The organism is Dyella sp. (assembly GCF_035486915.1).
GTDB lineage: Bacteria > Pseudomonadota > Gammaproteobacteria > Xanthomonadales > Rhodanobacteraceae > Dyella_B.
Window position 1 is genome coordinate 1 of the sequence record NZ_DATHMR010000166.1, and the last position, 20,617, is coordinate 20,617.

The 20,617-nt window shown below is 60.4% G+C and carries 18 protein-coding genes and 1 tRNA gene; 6 read left to right on the forward strand and 13 right to left on the reverse strand.

Annotated features, from left to right (window positions below):
- Nucleotides 1-279 precede the first annotated feature (279 nt).
- Nucleotides 280-355, reverse strand: a tRNA-Ile gene (locus tag VK725_RS13275).
- Nucleotides 356-509: 154 nt separating this feature from the next.
- Here VK725_RS13275 and VK725_RS13280 point away from each other — a divergent pair.
- A complete protein-coding gene (locus VK725_RS13280; RefSeq protein ID WP_325318534.1) occupies nucleotides 510-881 on the forward strand; it encodes a nuclear transport factor 2 family protein in 372 nt (123 codons plus the stop codon).
- 214 nt (nucleotides 882-1,095) lie between these two features.
- On the opposite strand, the gene rpoD is transcribed toward VK725_RS13280, so the two are convergent.
- Nucleotides 1,096-2,955 (reverse strand): RNA polymerase sigma factor RpoD, encoded by a 1,860-nt coding sequence (gene rpoD / locus VK725_RS13285; RefSeq protein WP_325318535.1) that lies wholly within the window; start codon nucleotides 2,953-2,955, stop codon nucleotides 1,096-1,098.
- A 165-nt stretch (nucleotides 2,956-3,120) separates the two neighbouring features.
- Nucleotides 3,121-3,561, reverse strand: a complete 441-nt coding sequence (dtd, locus tag VK725_RS13290) for a D-aminoacyl-tRNA deacylase (RefSeq protein ID WP_325318536.1) — start codon at nucleotides 3,559-3,561, stop codon at nucleotides 3,121-3,123.
- A gap of 209 nt (nucleotides 3,562-3,770) precedes the next feature.
- Here dtd and VK725_RS13295 point away from each other — a divergent pair, with 209 nt between their 5' ends.
- Complete coding sequence (locus VK725_RS13295) at nucleotides 3,771-4,649, forward strand: lipid A biosynthesis acyltransferase (RefSeq protein WP_325318537.1); 879 nt, start codon at nucleotides 3,771-3,773, stop codon at nucleotides 4,647-4,649.
- A gap of 182 nt (nucleotides 4,650-4,831) precedes the next feature.
- Here VK725_RS13295 and VK725_RS13300 read toward each other — a convergent pair whose 3' ends face one another.
- From VK725_RS13300 to VK725_RS13315, 4 genes are all read right to left on the reverse strand, one after another.
- The gene (locus VK725_RS13300) at nucleotides 4,832-5,161 is read right to left on the reverse strand and encodes a tetratricopeptide repeat protein (protein ID WP_325318538.1); all 330 of its coding nucleotides are present in this window, start codon (nucleotides 5,159-5,161) and stop codon (nucleotides 4,832-4,834) included.
- Nucleotides 5,158-6,888 carry an ArnT family glycosyltransferase gene (locus VK725_RS13305; protein WP_325318539.1) on the reverse strand — a complete coding sequence of 577 codons (1,731 nt, stop codon included), beginning with the start codon at nucleotides 6,886-6,888 and terminating at the stop codon, nucleotides 5,158-5,160. The genes VK725_RS13300 and VK725_RS13305 overlap by 4 nt, the downstream gene beginning before the upstream one ends.
- Before the next feature lie 80 nt (nucleotides 6,889-6,968).
- Nucleotides 6,969-8,039, reverse strand: a complete 1,071-nt coding sequence (locus tag VK725_RS13310; RefSeq protein WP_325318540.1) for a CDP-glycerol glycerophosphotransferase family protein — start codon at nucleotides 8,037-8,039, stop codon at nucleotides 6,969-6,971.
- Nucleotides 8,039-8,857 (reverse strand): glycosyltransferase family 2 protein, encoded by an 819-nt coding sequence (locus VK725_RS13315; RefSeq protein ID WP_325318541.1) that lies wholly within the window; start codon nucleotides 8,855-8,857, stop codon nucleotides 8,039-8,041. The genes VK725_RS13310 and VK725_RS13315 overlap by 1 nt, the downstream gene beginning before the upstream one ends.
- Nucleotides 8,858-9,114: 257 nt before the next feature.
- Here VK725_RS13315 and VK725_RS13320 point away from each other — a divergent pair, with 257 nt between their 5' ends.
- Together VK725_RS13320 and VK725_RS13325 are read left to right on the forward strand one after the other, a co-directional pair.
- Nucleotides 9,115-10,377, forward strand: a complete 1,263-nt coding sequence (locus VK725_RS13320; RefSeq protein ID WP_325318542.1) for an O-antigen ligase family protein — start codon at nucleotides 9,115-9,117, stop codon at nucleotides 10,375-10,377.
- A complete protein-coding gene (locus tag VK725_RS13325) occupies nucleotides 10,374-11,228 on the forward strand; it encodes a glycosyltransferase family 2 protein (RefSeq protein WP_325318543.1) in 855 nt (284 codons plus the stop codon). Before VK725_RS13320 ends, VK725_RS13325 begins: the two co-directional genes overlap by 4 nt.
- A 139-nt stretch (nucleotides 11,229-11,367) precedes the next feature.
- Here the strand turns inward: VK725_RS13325 and VK725_RS13330 are convergent, their stop codons facing one another.
- The 6 genes from VK725_RS13330 to def form a co-directional block, all read right to left on the reverse strand.
- A complete protein-coding gene (locus VK725_RS13330) occupies nucleotides 11,368-12,405 on the reverse strand; it encodes a glycosyltransferase (RefSeq protein ID WP_325318544.1) in 1,038 nt (345 codons plus the stop codon).
- Nucleotides 12,402-13,424 carry a glycosyltransferase gene (locus tag VK725_RS13335; RefSeq protein ID WP_325318545.1) on the reverse strand — a complete coding sequence of 341 codons (1,023 nt, stop codon included), beginning with the start codon at nucleotides 13,422-13,424 and terminating at the stop codon, nucleotides 12,402-12,404. The genes VK725_RS13330 and VK725_RS13335 overlap by 4 nt, the downstream gene beginning before the upstream one ends.
- Nucleotides 13,425-13,452: 28 nt before the next feature.
- Entirely contained in the window at nucleotides 13,453-15,204 is a 1,752-nt protein-coding gene (locus VK725_RS13340) for a glycosyltransferase family 39 protein (RefSeq protein ID WP_325318546.1), read from the reverse strand.
- A gap of 112 nt (nucleotides 15,205-15,316) precedes the next feature.
- Nucleotides 15,317-16,612 (reverse strand): 16S rRNA (cytosine(967)-C(5))-methyltransferase RsmB, encoded by a 1,296-nt coding sequence (gene rsmB / locus VK725_RS13345; protein ID WP_325318547.1) that lies wholly within the window; start codon nucleotides 16,610-16,612, stop codon nucleotides 15,317-15,319.
- Nucleotides 16,609-17,535 carry a methionyl-tRNA formyltransferase gene (gene fmt, locus VK725_RS13350; RefSeq protein WP_325318558.1) on the reverse strand — a complete coding sequence of 309 codons (927 nt, stop codon included), beginning with the start codon at nucleotides 17,533-17,535 and terminating at the stop codon, nucleotides 16,609-16,611. Before fmt ends, rsmB begins: the two co-directional genes overlap by 4 nt.
- Before the next feature lie 2 nt (nucleotides 17,536-17,537).
- Nucleotides 17,538-18,047 (reverse strand): peptide deformylase, encoded by a 510-nt coding sequence (gene def / locus VK725_RS13355; protein WP_325318548.1) that lies wholly within the window; start codon nucleotides 18,045-18,047, stop codon nucleotides 17,538-17,540.
- A 189-nt stretch (nucleotides 18,048-18,236) separates the two neighbouring features.
- Between def and VK725_RS13360 the strand changes: the two genes are divergently transcribed.
- Nucleotides 18,237-19,385, forward strand: coding sequence for a LysM domain-containing protein (locus VK725_RS13360; protein ID WP_325318549.1), 1,149 nt, complete (start codon nucleotides 18,237-18,239; stop codon nucleotides 19,383-19,385).
- Nucleotides 19,386-19,464: 79 nt separating this feature from the next.
- Entirely contained in the window at nucleotides 19,465-20,610 is a 1,146-nt protein-coding gene (gene dprA / locus VK725_RS13365) for a DNA-processing protein DprA (protein ID WP_325318550.1), read from the forward strand.
- The last annotated feature ends 7 nt before the right edge of the window (nucleotides 20,611-20,617 follow it).

The following is a 20,617-nucleotide window of genomic DNA, read 5'->3' on the forward strand; positions in this document are numbered from 1 at the left end:
GGAATGGCATAACGGTCTATACCAGCCACACAGGAGAGTTATCAGTCTAGTGTCCTGGGAGCCACGAAGTGAACGAATAGGGAAAAACTATCGTTTAGTTAAAGCATAGTTTTGCCAACACGGCAAAACTATGCTTTAACGAACAAAAACAATTCGCCCCGCACAAGTCGTTGAAATGTATCAGTGGGCCTGACGGCTTATGCTTTACCGTCCATCATAACTTGGCGATTTCCGCCAGGTTATGCTTTAAGCCACACACGTTGCAAATAGACGTCTATTTGGTGGGCCCACCAGGATTCGAACCTGGAACCAAGGGATTATGAGTCCCCTGCTCTAACCGTTGAGCTATAGGCCCATAGTGGCTACGCGAGTGCGTGGCCGGCGGGTAAGTGGTCAATGGTAACGGCGCAGGGTGTCCAGCGTCGAGGGTGGTTGGCTGGGTATGGCGGCACATTCTTTCGTCATGGGACTGGGACTAGGCTCGCTATTCCCCCGTGTGGAGTATTCCCATGAGCACTGAAGCAATTGCCAAGCGTTTGGTTGAGCTGTGTCGTGAGGGTAAGTACGAGCAGGCGCAGCGCGAGTTGTTTGCGAAGGATGCGGTGAGCGTCGAGCCGGAGGGTTTGCCGCCTGGCATGGCGCCTAACGTGAAGGGACTTGAGGCGATCCATGAGAAAACGCGTCAGTTCGAAGGGGCGATTGAGGCGCTTCACAGCAATAAAGTTAGCGATCCGGTGGTGGCGGGTAACTGGTTTAGTTGCGAGATGACGCTGGATGTGACGATGAAGGGTGCTGGGCGCAGGGTGATGAGTGAGATCTGCGTTTATCACGTGAAAGATGGGAAGGTGGATCGGGAGCAGTTTTTTTACGATGTGCATTGAGTGCGGCGAGAGGTTTTTGTGCGTTGAGTGACTTCCGTGCTCGCGACAATCGGCTCCCTCTTCTACGTGTAGTAGGGGGAGGGTTGGGGTGGAGCCCATCAAGGTTGCGGCAAGCTCGTGCTACCCCTCCCCAGCCCTCCCCTGCTTCGCAGGGGAGGGGTAAAGAAAAAGCCCCGCGTTGGCGGGGCTTTTTGTTGGTTCGTTGTGCGTTGGATCAGTCGATATCGAGGAACGAGCGCAGTTGTTCGGAGCGGCTTGGGTGGCGCAGTTTACGCAATGCCTTGGCTTCGATCTGGCGGATGCGTTCGCGCGTGACGTCGAACTGTTTGCCGACTTCTTCCAGCGTGTGATCGGTGTTCATGTCGATGCCGAAGCGCATGCGCAGCACTTTCGCTTCGCGCGGCGTGAGGCCGGCGAGGACGTCGCGCACGGTTTCGACCAGACCCGTTTCCGTCGCCGAGTCGATCGGCGAGCTGGCGTTGGTGTCTTCGATGAAATCGCCCAAGTGCGAATCTTCGTCGTCGCCGATCGGTGTTTCCATCGAGATCGGCTCTTTAGCGATCTTCAGCACTTTGCGGATCTTGTCTTCGGGCATGTCCATTTCTTTGGACAGTTCTTCCGGCGTCGGCTCGCGACCAAACTGCTGCAGCATCTGACGGGAGATGCGGTTGAGCTTGTTGATCGTTTCGATCATGTGCACCGGAATACGGATGGTGCGTGCCTGGTCGGCGATCGAGCGCGTGATGGCCTGACGAATCCACCACGTGGCGTACGTGGAGAACTTATAGCCGCGACGGTATTCGAACTTGTCCACGGCTTTCATCAAGCCGATGTTGCCTTCCTGGATCAGGTCGAGGAATTGCAGGCCGCGGTTGGTGTACTTCTTGGCGATGGAGATCACCAGACGTAGGTTGGCCTCTACCATTTCTTTCTTGGCGCGGCGTGCTTTCGCCTCACCGACCGACATGCTGCGGTTGATTTCCTTGATGTCGGTCAGCGGCAGGAACAGTTTCTTTTCGATCGAGGCGAGTTTTTCCTGCTCGGCGTCGATGTGTTCGCGATGGGTCTTGATGTTCGGCGACCACTTCTGGCGCTTGCGGCCCAGCTCTTCGGCCCACTCGAGGTTGCCCTCGTTGCTGGGGAAGGCTTTGAGGAATTCGGCCTTGGGCATCTTCACGTGCTTGACGAAGATTTCCATCAGCACGCGCTCGTGATGACGGATGTCGCCCACGACTTCGCGCAGCTTGCGCACGAAGCTGTCGATCAGTGCGGACGGCAGCTTGAGCTTGAGGAATTCCTCAGCCATCTGGTCGCGCAGCTTGGTGACTTTCTTGTCGTTGATGTCGGTCGCCTTGGGGGCGGCCTTCTGAAATTTGCCGTAGTAGTCGCGCAGCAGTTCCATGCGGCGCTTTACTTCTTCCGGATCGGGACCGGTGGGGCCGGCTTCTTCGTCGTCACCGGAGGCTTCGACGTCTTCCTCGTCTTCTTCGTCGGCTTCGCTGTCGGCGGCCAGTACTTCGGCTTCGGCCAGCGCGGCATCGGCGGCCTGCTCCAGGTCGGCGAAGCCGGCCAGGATTTCGCTGAGGCGGCGCTTGCCGTCCAGATGCTGGTCGTACTCTTCCAGCAGCAGTTCGATGGTCAGCGGGAAGCTGGCCAGTGCGGTCTGAACCTGGGTGAGGCCTTCTTCGATGCGCTTGGCGATGGCGATTTCGCCTTCGCGGGTGAGCAGCTCGACCGTACCCATTTCGCGCATGTACATGCGCACGGGGTCGGTGGTGCGGCCCACTTCGGCGTCGACGGCGGAGAGCAGGGCGACGGCTTCTTCGGCGGCGGTTTCGTCGTCGGTGGTGGTGCCGGGGGCGTTGTCGGCCAGCGGGTCGGCATCGGGGGCAGCGTCGTGCACGTCAATGCCGACACCCTTGAGCACCGCCATAATGTCTTCGATCTGCTCCGGATCGACGATGTCGTCGGGGAGGTGATCGTTGATTTCGGCGTACGTCAGATAGCCCTGCTCCAAACCTTTGGAGATGAGCTGTTTAATTTCCGACTGTTGCTCGTGGGCTTTGCTATTCATACCAACCGCCGCGGGAGTGGAACTGACCAGTATAGCTAGATGCTGCTTTTTTGACCAGTTTTCAAGTGAAAAATTCGAGGGGACGAACACGCAAAAATCGCGCCAAAACGTGGGTTTCGGCGTATTTTCTGACGAGTTCGAGCGATTCATTCGCAGGCTGCCGACTTAACGCACGTCGAGCCAGAACGTTACGGGGCCATCGTTGACCAGATGTACTTCCATATGGGCACCAAAGCGTCCGATTTCCACTGTCGGATGCGATTTTTTTGCGAGGTCGACCAGGCGTTCGAACCATCGCAGTCCGTGTTCTGGTGAGGCTGCGCTGGTGAAGCTGGGGCGCATGCCTGAACGTGTGTCCGCGGCCAGGGTGAATTGGCTGACCAGCAGCAAACCGCCGCCGGTATCCGTGAGGGAACGGTTCATCTTTCCAGCATCGTCGGCGAAGATGCGGTAGCCGAGCAGCCGTTCCAGCATCCGTTTGGTTTGTGTCTCCCCGTCGTCGGGCTGCACAGCAACCAAGGCCAGCAAGCCCGGGCCGATGGCGCCCACGGTCTGGTTCTCGACATCGACGCGCGCGGAGAGAACGCGCTGGATCAGGGCGATCATGCAAGGTTCGCGTGGTGGGGCTGAGGCAACTGTGCAAGGGAACGGGCGACGGGTAAAGAGGCTGGCGATGAAGTCTTGCCTTTAACAACGGCCGAAGCGGGCATCGCTTGAGTGCGGCGTGGGTTGTTCGTTGCGCAGGATGTGCTCGCCAGTCCGGGTCCGCCCCTTTACCCTTACGCGTCGTTCCTCAACCGGCCGCGCCATCGTCCATGCGTCTTGATATCTACGTCGTCTATCTGCTGCTGCGCCTGTTTGGCCTGTTGCCATTGCGGGTGCTGCAAGCCGTCGGCGCAGGGTTTGGATTGCTTGCGCTGCGGCGTGGTGGACGCATGGCGCGCTATACCAAGGTCAATCTTGAGATTACGCGCCCCGAACTCGACGAACCGGCGCGCGCAGCGTTGCTCCGCGAGACGATGGCCGAAGGCGGCAAGTCGATTACCGAGATCGTGAAGATCTGGGGCGCTGGCGCCGAGCGCGCGCTGGGTTTGATACGCGAGGTACGTGGCGAAGCGTTGTTCGATGCGGCGCTGGCGTCGGGCAAGGGCGTCATCATCGCGGCGCCGCATTTGGGTTGCTGGGAGCTGCTCAACTATTGGCTGTGCCGCAAGACGCCGATGGCGATTCTTTATCGCCCGCCACGTATTGCGGCGGTGGAAGCGTTGTTGCGAAAAGTGCGCGGCAAGCTGGCGCCCGAGCAGGTGCGCGCCGAAGGTGCGGGTGTGCGCACGCTGTACAAGCGGCTGGCGGCCGGCGGCACGGTGGGCATTCTGCCGGATCAGAAGCCGCGCGAAGGCGAGGGCGAGTTCGCGCCGTTCTTCGGGCGTGAAGCGATGACGATGGTATTGCTGCCGCGTTTGGCGGCGCGCACCGGTGCGACGGTGTTGTTTTCTTTTGCCGAGCGGTTGCCGCGCGGCGCGGGGTATCGCATTCACTTTCTGCCGGCGCCGGAAGGGTTGGCCGATGCGGAACTGCCGCGTGCATGCGTAGCGCTCAATCGTGGTGTGGAGAACTGTGTGAATATCGCTTTTGCGCAGTATCAGTGGCATTACAAGCGTTATTCGGCGGATAACCGGCCGAGTCCTTATTGAGGCGCCACGTTCTTGCGGGGAACGCGCATTTTCGAATCGAGTGGCGCCATCGCACCTAAACGCGCCGTCACCCTCACCGTCATTCCGGCCTGCGCCGGAATGACGGTGAGGGGAAGTTTTTTTGCGTAGCCGGGGAAATGTGTGTGAATCGCTAAGTCAGCAAATAACGGGCAGGCCTCACGTCAACCTGCAGCTTTCGGCTCAACCCTGCGCAAAAACACCGTCATCTCTTTCTCTGCCTGCTTATCGCCACGTTCTTGCGCGACGGCGATACCCTGCCGCCAAGCCTCGGCAGCGCCTATTACATCGTTTCCAGCAAGACACGCTTTTCCCAACAATTTCCACGCCGCGGAATAGTTCGGATCAAATTGCACCGCACGACGAAGTTCCTCCACCGCCGCGGCATGATCGCCTTGCTCCAACAACGCATTTCCCAACGAAAACCGCAGCAACGCACCGTCGCGAGGTCCGCCGCATTGCGCGCGCAGGCCGGCGATCCGTGCGTCGTTCATGGGTGAGCGCCGTACTGCGTGTCGGTCGCGGTGGGGAAAACCTGCGGCGGTTGCGGTGGTTCGGTGGGCGTGCGGCCGGTGCGCAAGTTCGCCAGCGTCGGCGCGGACCACACCACGACCCACGTCGAACGGAACGGCTGGATCAGCAACGCATAACGTTGCGCCGATGTTTCCACCTTTTCAGGATGCGTCACGACCAAGCCGTCCGGATGCGCTTCGGCGAATGCCTGCAGCGCGTGACCGTCGCGAAGTTCTGTGATGGGTTGGGTCAGTCGTCCTGCGAAATGAAATTCGCCCTCGTAATTGCCTTCGATGGCGATCGGATGACGGTCCGACTCTGCATTTGCAAGCAGCGCTGAGGTCGGACTCAAGTCGTAGCGATGCCACACCGTGAGCGTGAACAGCGTATTGAGCGCCAGCACGCCGAACAAACCCGCGGCGGACAGTCGGCGCGTCTCGCCGCGTACAGGAAGCAGCAGCAGGCAACCCAACAAAAGGAATGCAATGCTGAAGGTGCGGCTATAGGCCGCGACGCCATCGAACCACAAGCCGTGAAGATGACGATCCGCGACCAGATACGGCATCGCAAACAGAAAGCCCGCGAACGCGATGCTACCCACACCAATGAGCCACGTGCCTAGCCAATAATTTTCGGCGAACGCATTGTTGCGTTCGCGCAGCACCGCCATGGCGCCTGCCAGCAGCAACATCGCGCCGCTCATCTCCGGCAGCAGGTAGTACCACTGCTTGCCGCTGACGATCGAAAACACGATAAACGTCGGCACCAACCAGCACAGCGCAAAACGCACACCCGTATCCAGCGGCTTGCGCAGCGTCGCCAGTGCAACCCATGCACGCGGCCACGCGCTGAAGGGGAAGAGCAACAGCGGCAGCGAAATGAAATACCAGCCGAACCAGCGCGGATGGCTCTGCAGCTTTTGATCGGTCTGCACGCCATTCACCACGCGCCCCGCTGTTTGCGTGAAGAACAGGCGATGACGATACGCATCGCCACCGCTGAAACCTGCCGGAATCGCCCAAGCCAGCAGCATGGCCAGCCCCAGAAGAATCGACAAAGCGCCACGCGTGTACCAACGGCCGCGGTTGTCGCGCGCCCATTCGTTCCACAACGGGCCCAACAGCCACGGGAAGACGATGTGCAGCAGCATCACCGGGCCTTTCGTCAGCAGACCGGCGCCGATCAGCAATCCGAACAGCAACCAGCGCGGTTCGGCGCGACCGGTTTTCGGCGTCAGGCACAGCAACGCACCCAGCACGCAGTCGACGAGCAACACCTCGTACATGATCTGCAAGCCGAAAAAGAACGCATACGCCAGCGCCATCGCCATCCACGGCGCGACGCCGGCGGCCCATGGACGGCCCGGGAACAGGCGCCTTGCAAGCACCCACAGCAGCACCAGCTGCGTCACACCGAAAATCACTTCCAGGATGCGTGGCCACACATCGCCGACGCCGAACACGAACCAGCCCGCGTGAATCAGCCAGAACAGCAGGGGCACTTTTTCGCTATAAGGCTCGCCGTTGATGTAAGGCACCAGCCAGTGATGCCCTTGCCACATCTCCCAGGCCACGGCGAGCGTGCGGGTGGAGTAGAGCGGCATCGGACCGTGCGAAAAGATCGCCAGCAAAACGACGACCGTCCATAGCGGCAGCCATGGCCACAGTCCGCGCAGGTCTTTGGAAAGGCGAATCTTATTGGTCGACACGAGTTGTCAGGCCATCCATCTGTGGTGGTCGTGATTCTAGCCAGCTATGAACTAGCCAGCCATGAAGGTAAACAGGCTGTCTAAGCCGGTCCCCAATATCCGATGCGGCGCCGCAATTTGAGCTTGCGCCACAAATTCAAAGGCTTGGATTTGCGATTGCGGCCACCGGACGCGATGAATGCGTCGATCGCATCCAGCACGCGCTCGCTGGAGTGGCCATCGTGATACGGATGGATAGCGTCGCCAAAGGCTTTGATCGCCTGCATCAGCTCCGGCGGCCGCGACAAGGCGCGTTCGATCGCCGGTTCGAACTGCGACGGGTCGTCGATGTCGATCAGCTGCGGACCGGGCGCGCGATTCTTGTAGGTCACCACCGGTTTGCCAGTGAGCAAGAATTCGCTCAACGCGGACGATGTGTCCGAGCACATCATGTCCACCTGCGGGAACAGCTCGAGGATGTTGTCGTTCTCGGCGAACGACAGGTACGCGTTCTGCAGCGCCTTGAACTTCGCTCGCGTCTCCGGACTCATCTTCGGATGAAAGGAAACGATCCAGTGCCAACGACCATCGCGCGACAGGCGCTTCACTTCCTCGTACAGCGTTTCGGCAGCACTCCATGAGGGCGAGAACGTGGAGTGGTAGAGAATCACCGGCGGTTTGCGCACAGGCGGAAGCGGGCCGGCGATTTCTTTCAGAAAAGGATCGAGCTTGGGCCAGCCGGTTTCGATCACGCAGAAATGACCAAGCTTCTTTGCCAGCGCGCTGAACTGTTCGGTATCGCGTGGACCGGTCGTGCAATACAGATCGAAGAAACCGCGGATATAGATATGCCGGGGTTTCCCTGCATTGAAACCGTGGAACGTCTCCACTTTCACGCCGGGGAAAAAGTGTGGCAGGTGATTGCTTGAGGTGATGACCGCGATCGGATTCCAGCGGCGCACTTCGGCCACCGTCAGCAAACGTTCGCCCTCGACCAGATCTTCCGCGCCGGGGCCGTCGAAGAACCACGCGGTTTCGTCGCCGCGTGCGCGGATCGCTTCCTGGATCGGACGCAGGATGGCGAGCGCATAGCGTTCGGAGCCATAAAGCAGGTAGTGCTTGTTAAGAGCAGGCTTCTTAAGAGCAGGCTTTTTAAGAGCGGGCGTGGGCATCAGTGATCGAGTCCGCTGCGGGTTAAAGCATCGGCGGCGGTGTCGCGGGAAGCGGGATTCTGCAGCATTTCGTAGTAACGCATGCGTTTATAGACCGCGTAGTTCGCGGCTGTCTGCGAGATGGCGTAACCGCGCCAGCCGTCGAGAAAGCCAAGCCGCAACAGATAGTCTTTGATAAACGCCAGCATGAAGACGAACGGCGTCTGCCACATGCGCGCGGACTTCTTCTTCTCCAGCCAGTCGCGGCATTTGAGTTCCGAATACAGCAAGACCTTGAGCTGCTTTTCGACGAGGCTGGGATTGTTGTCGTGCAGGAAAGGTGCGTTGAATGTCACTGACGAGCCCTGAAACTGCAGCGACTCGTGCACACGCACATCGCTCCAGCGCGCACGGTCACGGTGATAGAAACGCGCCATCTTTTCGCCGACAGCCGGGCGATACCAGCGCATGGGTTTACCCATGTAGATGAGATGCCGGCGCAGGATCGCTGCGGCAGCGTCGCTTGCCATCAGCGCGGGAAGCCGCTGCTGCAGTTCATCGTTCAATTCGGCGGTGAGGAACTCGTCCGCATCCAGGGCAAGAATCCATGGGTGGCTGCAATGCGTTGCAGCGAAGTTACGCTGCGGGCCGAAGCCAAGCCAGTCCTGATGCACTACGCGCGCGCCGTGCGCCTTGGCGATGGCGATCGTGTCGTCCGTGCTGCCACTGTCGACCACCAGCTTTTCAGCCGCAAACGGCACGCTGTCGAGGCAGCGCGCGATTTTTTGCGCCTCATTGCGCGTGATCACGACAAGGGTGAGCGGGAGGGTAGGAGCCATGGCGGCATTCTAGCGGAACGGCTGTTTGACGCCGTGGATCGCAACCTCTTGCACGGCGCTCGCGGTAAAGTGGGCAGTGGAATGACCGCGCAGGTACACCAACCGCCAGTTCATTGCGTTTCAGGTGTGCTTAGGCAAGATTGCGCGGAAAATTTCGGGCTGGGCCAATGGATGCCGCACGAAACGGGGTCGCCTTGTCTTGCCGTACACAAGGCGCGATGACGTGGTGCCGTTGATATCAGGAAGTCTGTTCCAGCATGCCAACTACAAAGGCCAACATTTCCGTCACCCCCGGACAGCGCTTTCGTCTGCAGGCCGATCTGCCCAGATGGATCTACGGCTGGCTGCTGCTGGGCATGTGGTGGTTGCTGGTAGGCCTGGCCGCGAGCCCGGTTGGCGACAAAGTCTGGAATCCGGGGAAGCCCTATCACGACAGCCTGATCGTGCTGTTCATGGCGCCTGCGCTGTGGTGGGTATGGAAACGGCGCGGTGAGTTCGGCCGGCGTCTGCTCAACGATATCGATGGACGATTGCTGCTGGTATTCCTCGCATGGGCCAGCCTCTCATCCATCTGGGCCAACTATGGTCATGTCGGCGACATGGTTTTCGATGCTGTCTACATCGTGCTGTTCGTCATCGTTTGCGCCGCCGTCGTTGCGGGCAATCCACTCTGGTTCCGGCGGCTGCTGTTCTGGGCGGCGATGGGTTTGGCGGTCGTGGCACTGGGCTCGGTTACGATTTTTCCGTCGCGCGTGCTGCATACCCTCAGCTGGCAAACCGAAGGGCGTGTCGTCGCGTTCGGTGCGCTGGACAATCCCAATCTCGCAGCCTTTGCCTATGGCGCGGCCATCATGTGGCTGACGCAGATCGCCGTGCGCACCCGGTGGATGCACGTGCTGCAAACCCTTGCGCTGGTGGCGATGGTCATCTTCGTAATCATGACCGACTGCCGATCGGCATGGCTGGCCATTCTCGTTGCGCAGGGTTGCATGCTGCTCACGGCGCGGCATGGGCACGTCAAGTTGCGCGCGCTTGTCATCCTTGCGTTGTCAGTCATCGCCGTGGCGTTTGGCGGCTGGCAGTACGTGAAGGAACGCGGCATGTCGTACCGTCCGCAAATCTTCAAGCAAGCCTGGGACTGGATTGAGCAGCATCCATGGCGTGGACTTGGCGAAGGCAGCCACTACACGATTCAAGTGGCCGATCAGGTCTGGACGCACAGCCACAATGTTTTCACGCACACCGCGATAATGGTGGGCATACCCGGCGCTTTGGTGTTTGTGGCGCTCTGGGTGATCGTGGGCTGGCGCGCATGGCTGTTTCGGCATATCTCCACCGGCCGCTGCCTGTTGGCGCTGTGGGTATTTGCGACGGTCGCATTTCAGTTCGATGCGCCGGAGTTAATGCAAAAACCCAGTGTGGAATGGTTTCTTGGCTGGTTGCCGTTGGCGATGAGCATGGGTCTGGCATGGCGTGTTCGTGACACCCAGCGTCGCCGCGGCACGGAGATTCGTGCATGACCGTTGCGGCGAAACCGCAAAAGGTGACGTTGATCGTCATCACCTACAACTGGCCGGCTGCGCTGGAGCAGGTGTTGAACAGTGTCGCCCGGCAAACGCGATTGCCGGACGAAGTGATCGTGGCCGATGACGGTTCCACCGACGACACAAAGCAGCTAGTCAAATCGATGGCGGCGGTGTTCCCAGTGCCCGTTCGCCATATATGGCAGGAAGACCTCGGTTTTCGCGCGGCGCGGTGCCGTAATCTGGGTATCGCCGCGAGCAGGGGCGATTACGTCGTGCTGATCGATGGCGACATGATCCTGCACCCGTCCTTCATTGCCGATCATCTGATGCTCGCCGAGCATGGCTATTTTCTGCAGGGTGGCCGCTTCAAGACGACGCCCCGTGAAACGGCGCGGCTGCTTGCGGGAGGACGACCCGTGTTCGCACCGTGGGCCGATGTGGATTTTCATGTTTTCGACGGTATTCGCCGACTCTATTCCTTCCGCGCGCCAGCTCTCGCACGATGGAAAGCAAAGGGCAAAAACGGCGGCCGTGTCATGAGCTGCAACATGAGCTTCTGGCGCAGCGATCTGTTGCGGGTTAACGGCTTCGATGAGCGCATGGAAGGGTATGGCGCCGAAGATCGTGAACTGGCTGCGCGGATGGAAAATGCCGGACTGCGTCGCCGTCAATTGAAATGGTGCGCGTTGGCAGCGCATCTGGAGCACAAGACGCGTGCGCAAGTGGATGTCAACGATTTGAGCTTGCCCAACAATCGGATTTATCACGCAACGATTGAAGAGAAAATCACGCGCTGCGAACTGGGTATCGACAAGCACTTGTCTGATCCGGTCATTGCGTCTTGATTTAAGTCGGCGTGGCTTAAGTCAGTCTGATCCTGAGGGTTCGGGTTTTGCCTGCTGATCCCAGGAAAAACAGGAAACTCCACATTATCTGCCGGCGCCAAAAAGCCTCGACGTCATTGCGGCCTGCGCCGGAATGACGTTATGAAACTTTGCTGCGGCTCGGCAAGATTTCAGCCAAAGCGGTACCTACGCGTCGAGCAAATTCAACGTGGTTTTGCGCAAACCATTCGCGTGCTCGGTGACCTTTGTCGCGTAGCTCATCGTCGCTCATCTGCATCGCTTCGGTTATCGCCTGTTCCATCGCCGCTTCATCAAAATGCCAGGTGACGGTATGACCCATCGTGCCGGCTTCATGAGCAGCAACAAGCAACCCGCGCTCCGGCGAAACAAGCTCGTTCATGGGCGCGGCATCAGTGGTGATGACGACGGCGCCTACGCCCATACCCTCGACAATGTAATGACCCCATCCTTCCGCTTCCGAAGGGCATACGTGGAAGGCGTGCGCATTCTGAAACTCGCGCAACGCTTCGGGCGCAATGTATTCCACGCAATGGCGAATATTGGCTTGCGCCGAGCCGGGGTTCGCGCACGCGGGATTTTGCAGAACCGTCAGCTGGGGCCACTCCGGATGTTTGCGCCATAACGCCAGCAATCGCTCGGTGCCCTTGATGCGGCTGCCGCCCGCCAGATGAAAGAACCGGCGTGTACGTGGCACATGTGGATCGTAGTGATCGTCGCTGTCGAAACCGACAAACGACGTTTTGCATCCGAGTGCTTGAAAGAGCTTTTGCGCATAACGCGTCTTTGCCCAGACATGATCCATGCGCCGCAAATGACGGGCATCCTTGGAATCGAACCATTCCGGGTTCGGCAGCGCGATGTTGTAGCGCGCCAACGACAGATGCAGTGGCCACAAATGCTCGAACATGATGTTGACGTCGTACGGCGTCCGTCCGCGTATCCGCGCCCACGCATGCCGCCAATGACTGAAAAAGACGCGCCTTCCGCGACCGTAACGCCAGCGCAGCTGTTCGTCTTTTTCGCCAAGCGAGGTGACATGCACGTCGCAACCGTTTGCTTTCAGTGCGTCGGCCAGCAATTGCGCATCGCGCGTCAATCCAAGTCCGTTATCGCGGACGACCAGATTGATACGAAGCGGAGCACGCGCGATTGTCATGCAGCGCCGTGCTTCGTGGACGCGGATGCTGCAGCGGCTGCGACCGCTTCAAGAAAGTGTTGGTGGAATGCTCGATCGTTGGCTTCGTACCATTCGCGTGCCGCGTGCCCAAGCGATGCCTGCTCCTCCTGCGACATGCTTATGCAGCGCTCGATCGCGCCGCGCATCGCGTCGAGGTTGAAGTCGTAGAGTGTCGCCAGCTCCTGCGTACCTGCTTCATGCGCACGCACGACGACACCGCGCGCGGGCGTGACCAATTCATTCATGGGCTCGGCATCGGTGGTGATGGTCACGCAGCCGGCGCTCAGGCTTTCAATCAGCGAATGACCGAAACCTTCAGTCTGAGAGGGGCAAAGGTGGAAAGTGCTGGCATTGTGGAGCCGGCGCAATTCCGTCTCCGGCAAATACTCGCGAATCAGATTCACGTTTGCAGGCATGGACGGCAGCTCGATATGTTTGCGCCGCCACACCGCCGTCAGTTGCGGCCATTCCGGATGCTGCGCCCAAAGCTCAAGCAATGGCATCGTGCCTTTGTTGCCGCTGCGGCCGGGGCCGTGGAAGAACGTAGGCTGTCGCGCGACATCCGGGTCCAGATAGTCGCTGCCTGTAAAACCGATAAACACGGTGCGGCATCCCAGCGAACTGAAGATGCGCTCCGCGTGACGGGTTTTCGCAAAGATCAGATCGATGTGCGTCAACTCGCGCAGCCACTCTTCGCGAAACCATTCCGGATTGGGAATCAGAATGTTGACGTGCGCCTGATCGAACGACTCCGGCCGCACATGTTCGAGCATGATGTTGATGTCGTAACGCGCATTGAACGTTCCAGCGAACCAGCCACGAACCAGCCGGCGGAGCCGTGCGTAAAGACGACGCAGGCGATTGCTGAGACGGCTGCGGTGACCCAGTCCGGTAATCGTCACGTCGTGACCGCCCTCACGCAGCAACTTGGCGAGCAGGTGCATGTCGCGGCTGAGGCCGGCACCATTGTCGCGTGCGATGAGGTTGATGTTGCTCATGGTCTGCCGTTTGCGTCGTGTGAGTGAATCATTCGCCGGTCTCATCATCGTCGGCATTTGCTGCCGGTACGCAACCCGGTATCACCGCATCGGCCTTGAAGAGCCACCAGCTGCGCCGGTTGGCATGCCCCACATCGATGGCCTTGCTGCGGTCGACGCAATGACCCATCGCAGGTTCCTGCACGAACAGCCAGCGCGTCGCAGGTGCCGCGGCCTGCCACTGCGTTGCCTGCGTAAACTGCTGCGATGTCGGTGCGCTGAAACCGAAATCGACGGCCGGTCGATGGAGCATCAGCATGTTTTGCTCTTTCCAGTCCACCAGCCCGATTTCGTCGCGATCGCCAAGGTGTGCGCGCACGTTGGCCATCAAGCCTGCCGATGAACTGCTGTCATTGAGCAAGGGATAGGCCCACAGGCCCCATACCACCCACAAGGCGAGCATGCCGCCGGCCACCGCCCAATGCGCGCGACGCAAGCGGAACAGTGCAAGCAAGATCCATTGTGCCGCCCCGATGGCAATGCACATCCACCAGAGGCTGTCTTGGGGGCCGTCGAAACCGCGATCGTAAGCAAGCTTTGTCGCAAAGGCCGGATGCGTCATCAGCGCATAGATGCCAAGCGCGAGCAATGCAACCCCCATCGCCGCGACAAACAGCGCGCACAGTGCGCGCAGCCAGCGCGCGTTGAGCATGTCGTCGAGATAAGGCGCAGTGATCAGCGCAAGCATCGGTACGATCGGAAGGATGTAAACATCGCGCTTGCCGGCCGAGGCGCTGAAGAAAACGAGCACCAGCAGCATCCAGCCCAGCGGCAGGAAAATGCGTGCGTCCTTCGCCTTCAATGCGCGCCACCAGCGCGGAAAGCTGCCCGGATACGTCAGCGACAGCGGTAGCCACGCGTAGACCATGATCGGCAGATAATAAATAGGCGACTGGATGTGATGCCACGCGTGCGCGTAACGCCCTGCCGTCTGATGGAAAAGGATGTTGTTGACGTACGCAGCATAGATCGGGTTGTCGGCGTGCGCATGAGCGGCCAGCAACATCGGCACCAGCCATAAGGCGATCGCGATCAACGTGGCAACAAGTCCCAGCGGCCAGCGCCACCAGGTGCCCGCGCCCATCGTTGCAATACCGCTCCATCCGCGAAGTGCCGCCCACATGTAAGGCAGCAGCATGAACAATGCGAGAAAGCCCACGCCTTTGGTGATAACGCCAAGTCCTGCGCAGAAACAGCCGAACCAGAACAGTTTCCAATTTGGCCCGCAAAGCAGATGCCGAAGCAGGCCCCAGTTGGCAGCCGTGATGAAGAACACCACCAGCGGATCGATCTGCGCGCGCTTGCTCTGGAACACGAACTGGATGCACATCAGCAACAACATTGCCGCGTACATGCCTGTTTTGCGGTTCCACAACCGTCGTCCCAGGTCGTAGACCAACAACAGCGTGCCAAGCGCCGATAGCAACGATGGCAGCAGAAACGCAATGCGCCAGTTGCGCACAAGTTCGAAGCTTGCCGCTTCCAGCCACATCAGCATCGGGGGCTTGTCGGCGTAGAACTCCGCTCCGCGATGCAGGAATAGCCAGTCGCCGCTTTCCACCATCTGCTTGGCGGCGAGGGTGAAACGCGGCTCGTCCGACGGCCAGGGATCGCGCAGGCCGATGCCGATGCCGATCATCACGATCGCAAACAGCAGCATCAGCCAGAACTGGCGGCGTTCCGAGGTTGACGCCCTTTCTCCTGTGGAGAGAGGGGTGGGTTGCGGGGCCGTGCTAGCCATAAATCCCATTACTTCGCGACGGTTTTTTAAAAAAGCTGGTTAAGGACGGTGGAGAGTCATCGCAAGATCGAATCCTCACCCCGACCCTCTCCCGGAGGGAGAGGGAGCAACGCTAGCGATGCTCAAGCACGGCATAGTACATGCCATCGAGATCGCCATCGCCGGGCAGGATCTGCCAGCCGGTCGCTGCAGCTTGTCCAGCCGGTAGCGTCAACGGCAAAACGTCCACATCGTTACGGCCAGCGAGAAAATGTTCGACAACCGCTTCATTCTCCGCGCGCAGCAGCGAACACGTTATGTAGACGAGTCGGCCGCCCGGTGCGAGTAAGGGCCACAGCGCAGTGAGAATGCGTTGCTGTTGTGCGACCAGCGTAGCAATATCGCTCGCTCGGCGATGCAGGCGGACATCCGGGCGCCGACGCATGACACCTGTGGCGGAACATGGCGCATCGATAAGAATCCGATCGAAAAGTTTGCCGTCCCACCAGCTTTGAGGGTTGCCCGCATCGCCGATTTGGATAGCAGCCTGCAGACCAAGGCGATCCAGATTCTGGCGGATGCGTTTGGCACGCCCGGCGTCGAATTCGAGCGCGGTCAATGCGATGTCCGCGCGCTCGAGCAAATGGCACGCCTTGCCACCCGGTGCCGCGCAGGCATCGAGAACGCGTTGGCCATTGCGTACATCGGCAAGATCGGCCGCGGCTTGCGCGGCGCCATCCTGTACGGCGAAGAGTCCGTCCGAAAAGCCCGGCATGCGTGTGACATCGGTGCTGTGGGGTAGCACCAGGCCATCGCGCAACCACGGATGCGCCTGAATGTCGTAACCGTCTGCGCGAAATTTTTCCAGGAGCACATCGCGTGCGATGCGGCGACCATTCACGCGCAACATCAATGGCGGTTCGCGATTGCTGTCGGCAAAAATATCGTCGGCGCGTGTCGGCCAGTCGGCGCTTATCGTCTCGACCAGCCATGGCGGCATCGCGTAGCGCGTTTGCGGCTGGGCATCGAGTTGCGTGAGCAAGGTTTCGCGTTCGCGTTGCCAGCGGCGAAGTACGGCATTCACCAAGCCCGACAAGCGCGGCCGATTGAGTGCGCGCGTGGCTTCCACCGTGGCAGCAACAGCGGCGTAATCCTGCAATTGGAGGATTTCCAGCTGCACCAGACCAAGCACCAGTAACGCGTGAACCTCGGGTTCCTTGCGACGCAGCGATTTGTCGAGCAAGTGATCGAGTGCTGCATCGAAACGCAGCCACCAGCGCGCGCCGTCACTCAGTAGTGCCATCAACAGTGCGCGGTCGCGCGGATCGTGCAACTTGGGCGCACGTTGCTCCATCGCATCGCGCAACGAGGCCCCGCGCAAGGCGACATCGGCCAACGCCTGCGCAGCGAGGGCGCGCGTGTCATTCATCGTGCGGTGCGCAGTTCGGGGCGTGCGTTGAGATAGTCGGCCGTCGTGATGCGCTTACCGCCCGCGCGCTGCAGCGCCGTTACGCGCAACGCGTGTTCACCACAGGCGATATCGATACCGTCGCGATGTGCGGCGATGACAGTACCCGGCGTATGGCGATGCGTCTGCTCGATGGCGCGTGCTGCCCAGATGCGCACGTTTTCCCCGGCGATCTCGCCTTCCGCAACGGGCCATGGATCGAAGGCGCGCACCTGACGTTCCAGCACCATGGCTGTGCGCGTGAAATCGAGCCGCGCTTCGGCCTTGTCCAGCTTGTGCGCATACATCACGCCATCGTCCGATTGCGGATGCGCTTGCAGCGATTCGCCAGCGATGACGCGGCGCAAACCTTCCGCAAGCACGTCGGCGCCGAGCAAGGAAAGGCGATCGTGCAACGAGCCGCCTGTGTCCTCGCGCGTTATGTGTGTGCGTCGTTCCAACAATACGGGGCCGGTGTCCAGACCGGCTTCCATCTGCATGAGATCGACGCCGCTTTCGTTGTCGCCCGCGAGAATCGCGCGCTGAATCGGCGCGGCGCCGCGCCAGCGCGGCAGCAAACTGGCGTGCACGTTCCAGCAACCCAGTCGGGGGATTGCCAACACCTTGCGCGAAAGGATCAATCCGTAGGCGACCACCACCATCAAATCGGGGCGATACGCGGTGAGCGTTTCGCGCGCTTGGACGGTCTTCAGCGTTTCAGGCTGCTCGACGGGGATATTGGCAGCGATTGCAGCCTGTTTGACAGGACTTGGTGTGAGTTTACGTCCGCGGCCAGCTGGGCGGTCCGGTTGCGTGTAGACAGCAACAACGTCCGCGCCGCTTGCGCGACACGCTTCAAGACACGGAACGGAGAACTCCGGCGTACCTGCAAAAACGATACGCAAGCTCAAGCGTTCGCTGCCTGCTTGCGCTGCTTTTCCATGCGCTTGAGCAGAATCGAGCGCTTCAGCGGCGACAGGTAATCGACAAACACTTTGCCGGCGAGGTGATCCATTTCGTGCTGGATGCACACGGCCAGGGGGCCTTCCACTTCCAGCTCGAAGGTTTTGCCTTCGACGTCCTGCGCACGCACTTTGACTTTCAGCGCGCGCGTGACATCGGCATAAATGCCGGGGAAGGAGAGACAACCTTCCTGATAGACCTGCGAACCTTCCTTCTCCAGGATCTCGGCATTGATCAAGGCGAGCGGTTCGTTGCGACCCTCGCTCATGTCCGCGACCAGCACGCGCGTGTGCACGTTGACCTGCGTTGCGGCCAGGCCCACGCCATTGGCTTCGTACATCGTCTCGAACATGTCATCGACGAACTGCTTCAATGCGGCGTCGAACACGGTGACCGGTTCGGCCTTGGTGCGAAGTCGGGGGTCGGGAAATTCGAGAATGGTCAAAACGGACATAACAAGCCTGCCTCGGGCGCTGAATTTGCGGGCGAATTGGTAAAAGCCTGCCCTTGCGCCCCCTAGAATATGGTTATTGTACGTGTTTCAACGTATTGTCGGCAGACGAATTTGCCAACTGGCACGTGTTGCTTGGGTTAACGGTTCGGTTACACTCGCCCAAGCGTTGGGGGAGGGGGAATCCCGGTTATGATTAGAAAGTCCATTGGGCTGCTGGCCGGCATGCTGGTCACTGTGGCCGTCTACGCTGCAGGTACTCAACTGCGCGCCGACCATCCTGACAGCTATACGGTGCGCCGCGGGGACACCCTGTGGGGCATTTCCGGCCGCTTCCTGTCCAAGCCCTGGCTGTGGCCAGAGATCTGGCAGGCCAATCCGCAGGTTCACAACCCTCACCTCATTTATCCGGGTGACGTGCTCGATCTGTCTTTCATCAACGGTGGTCCGGGGCTGCGTCTTGAGCCGTCGATTCATCGCGAAGGCGATGCGATCCCTGCCATTCCGGTCGATCAGCTGCTGCCTTACCTCAAGGATTCGCGCGTCGTCGATCCGGATGAGGTGAAGAACGCCCCGTACGTGATGGGCTTCGAAGAAGGCGACATCACCGGCACCTCCGGCCGCAACCTTTACGTGCGCAACATCCAGGCGCAACCGGGTCAACGCTGGGCCGTCGTGCGTGCAACCCATGTCTTCCGCACCCACGGCGGTTCGGAAGATCATGAAAGCGACGAAATGTCAGCCAACCTCGTGGACAGCGACGTTGCCACGACGCATACGCCGTGGACCGAGGAGTGGCCGACGGATCTGGGCCGCGACACCCCCAACCATACTTTCCGCGGCAAGACGCTGGCCATGGAAGTCACGGTGATCGGGACCGCCGAAGTGTTGCGCGGCGGCGACCCCGCAACGCTCCTCCTGCTGAGCTCGACTCTTGAAATTCGTGCCGGCGATCGTCTGATGCCTATCGACGACCACCCGTACGATCCCTACTACTACCCGCATCCGCCAAAGACGCTGCCGGCCGATGGACGTGTGATCGCCTTCTCGCTGGAACGACTCAGCCAGGTCGGTCCGGACAACGTCGTCGTGTTGTCGGTGGGTTCGAAGGATGGTGTCGACAACGGCATGACCTTCTCGCTGTGGCAGCCGGGCGAAGAAGTGCCCGATGACGTGGCGCACGACAGCTTCAGCCGCTACAACCACAAGTTCGTGACACTGCCCGATGAATTTGTCGGACACGTGATGATCTTCCGCACCTTCGATCGCGTGAGCTATGGCTTGGTGATGGATGGCCTCAAGCCCGCGAAGATCGGTGGACGATTGAAGATGCCGGAATAAATCCCGGCGTAGTTCACCCACAGCACGGCGCGGTTATCCCGCGCCGTTGTTGTTTCAGGGCCTCGCGTAGACTCGCGGGATGAACGAACATGCTTTGTTGCGCGACTGGTTGATCGCCTTGCGCACGCCAGGATTAGGATCGGTCGGCCTTCGCGAGCGACTTGCCGCAACGCAGGGCGACATCGGTGAAGCGCTTGCGCAGTTGCGACGTCATGCCTCCTCGCTCGATGCACGGGCGCCGGCATGGCTGGAGCAGCCGGACGAAGCGCGAATCGCCGCCGATCTCGCGTGGTTAGCCGAGCCGGGACATCGTCTGCTGCGTTTTACCGACGCCGATTTCCCGCCGCAGCTGGAAACCATCGCGCAACCTCCCGCCGCCCTGTTCGTGAGTGGCGATGCGAGCCTTTTGCTGCGGCCGCAGGTTGCGATGGTGGGTGCGCGCAGCGCGAGCATGGCAGGCAAGGCGAATGCCGGTGCGTTTGCGCGAAGTCTTGCGATCGCCGGCTTTGTCGTTACAAGCGGCTTGGCCGACGGCATCGACGGTGCTGCGCACGAGGCCGCTCTGGATGCCGGACAACCGACCATTGCCGTGATCGGCACGGGCCCCGATCTGGTCTATCCGCGCAAGCACCGCAACCTGTCCGCGCGTATCGAGGCGCAGGGCGCACTGGTCAGCGAATTTCCACCCGGCACGGCGGCACGGACCGACCACTTTCCGCGGCGCAATCGCATCATTTCAGGTTTGTCGCTGGGTACGGTGGTGATCGAAGCGGGGCTGCAATCAGGCTCGCTGATCACCGCCCGATTGGCCGGCGAGCAGGGGCGGGAGGTATTCGCCGTGCCCGGTTCCATCCATAATCCCCTGGCTCGCGGTTGCCACCGGCTCATTCGGGAAGGTGCGCGGCTGGTGGAAAGCGCGCCGGAGATCGCCGAATCCCTGGTTCCTGCTGCACGGGCGCTCGGTGCCGAACTGGCCCAGCGTCTGGATCAGTCGCCTGCGGAGCGCAAGGAGCGCGGCCAGGCGGCCTCAGGCGGCTGGCGAGCCGATCCGGAGTATCAGCGCCTGCTGGACGTGCTCGGACACGATCAGGTGGCGCTGGACGAGCTTGCCGCACGAACAGGGCAGACAGCCGCCGCTTTGTCATCCATGCTGCTCATGCTGGAGCTGGAAGGCTGCGTCGAAGGCCTGCCCGGCGGCCGCTACCAGCGTCTTCCTGGGGCCTGAGCAAAGC

Coding starts and splice junctions, on each gene's coding strand:
- VK725_RS13280 (WP_325318534.1), top strand. CDS start 510: ATGAGCACTGAAGCAATTGCCAAGCGTTTGGTTGAGCTGTGTCGTGAG.
- rpoD (WP_325318535.1), bottom strand. CDS start 2,955: ATGAATAGCAAAGCCCACGAGCAACAGTCGGAAATTAAACAGCTCATC.
- dtd (WP_325318536.1), bottom strand. CDS start 3,561: ATGATCGCCCTGATCCAGCGCGTTCTCTCCGCGCGCGTCGATGTCGAG.
- VK725_RS13295 (WP_325318537.1), top strand. CDS start 3,771: ATGCGTCTTGATATCTACGTCGTCTATCTGCTGCTGCGCCTGTTTGGC.
- VK725_RS13300 (WP_325318538.1), bottom strand. CDS start 5,161: ATGAACGACGCACGGATCGCCGGCCTGCGCGCGCAATGCGGCGGACCT.
- VK725_RS13310 (WP_325318540.1), bottom strand. CDS start 8,039: ATGCCCACGCCCGCTCTTAAAAAGCCTGCTCTTAAGAAGCCTGCTCTT.
- VK725_RS13315 (WP_325318541.1), bottom strand. CDS start 8,857: ATGGCTCCTACCCTCCCGCTCACCCTTGTCGTGATCACGCGCAATGAG.
- VK725_RS13320 (WP_325318542.1), top strand. CDS start 9,115: ATGCCAACTACAAAGGCCAACATTTCCGTCACCCCCGGACAGCGCTTT.
- VK725_RS13325 (WP_325318543.1), top strand. CDS start 10,374: ATGACCGTTGCGGCGAAACCGCAAAAGGTGACGTTGATCGTCATCACC.
- VK725_RS13330 (WP_325318544.1), bottom strand. CDS start 12,405: ATGACAATCGCGCGTGCTCCGCTTCGTATCAATCTGGTCGTCCGCGAT.
- VK725_RS13335 (WP_325318545.1), bottom strand. CDS start 13,424: ATGAGCAACATCAACCTCATCGCACGCGACAATGGTGCCGGCCTCAGC.
- VK725_RS13340 (WP_325318546.1), bottom strand. CDS start 15,204: ATGGCTAGCACGGCCCCGCAACCCACCCCTCTCTCCACAGGAGAAAGG.
- rsmB (WP_325318547.1), bottom strand. CDS start 16,612: ATGAATGACACGCGCGCCCTCGCTGCGCAGGCGTTGGCCGATGTCGCC.
- def (WP_325318548.1), bottom strand. CDS start 18,047: ATGTCCGTTTTGACCATTCTCGAATTTCCCGACCCCCGACTTCGCACC.
- VK725_RS13360 (WP_325318549.1), top strand. CDS start 18,237: ATGATTAGAAAGTCCATTGGGCTGCTGGCCGGCATGCTGGTCACTGTG.
- dprA (WP_325318550.1), top strand. CDS start 19,465: ATGAACGAACATGCTTTGTTGCGCGACTGGTTGATCGCCTTGCGCACG.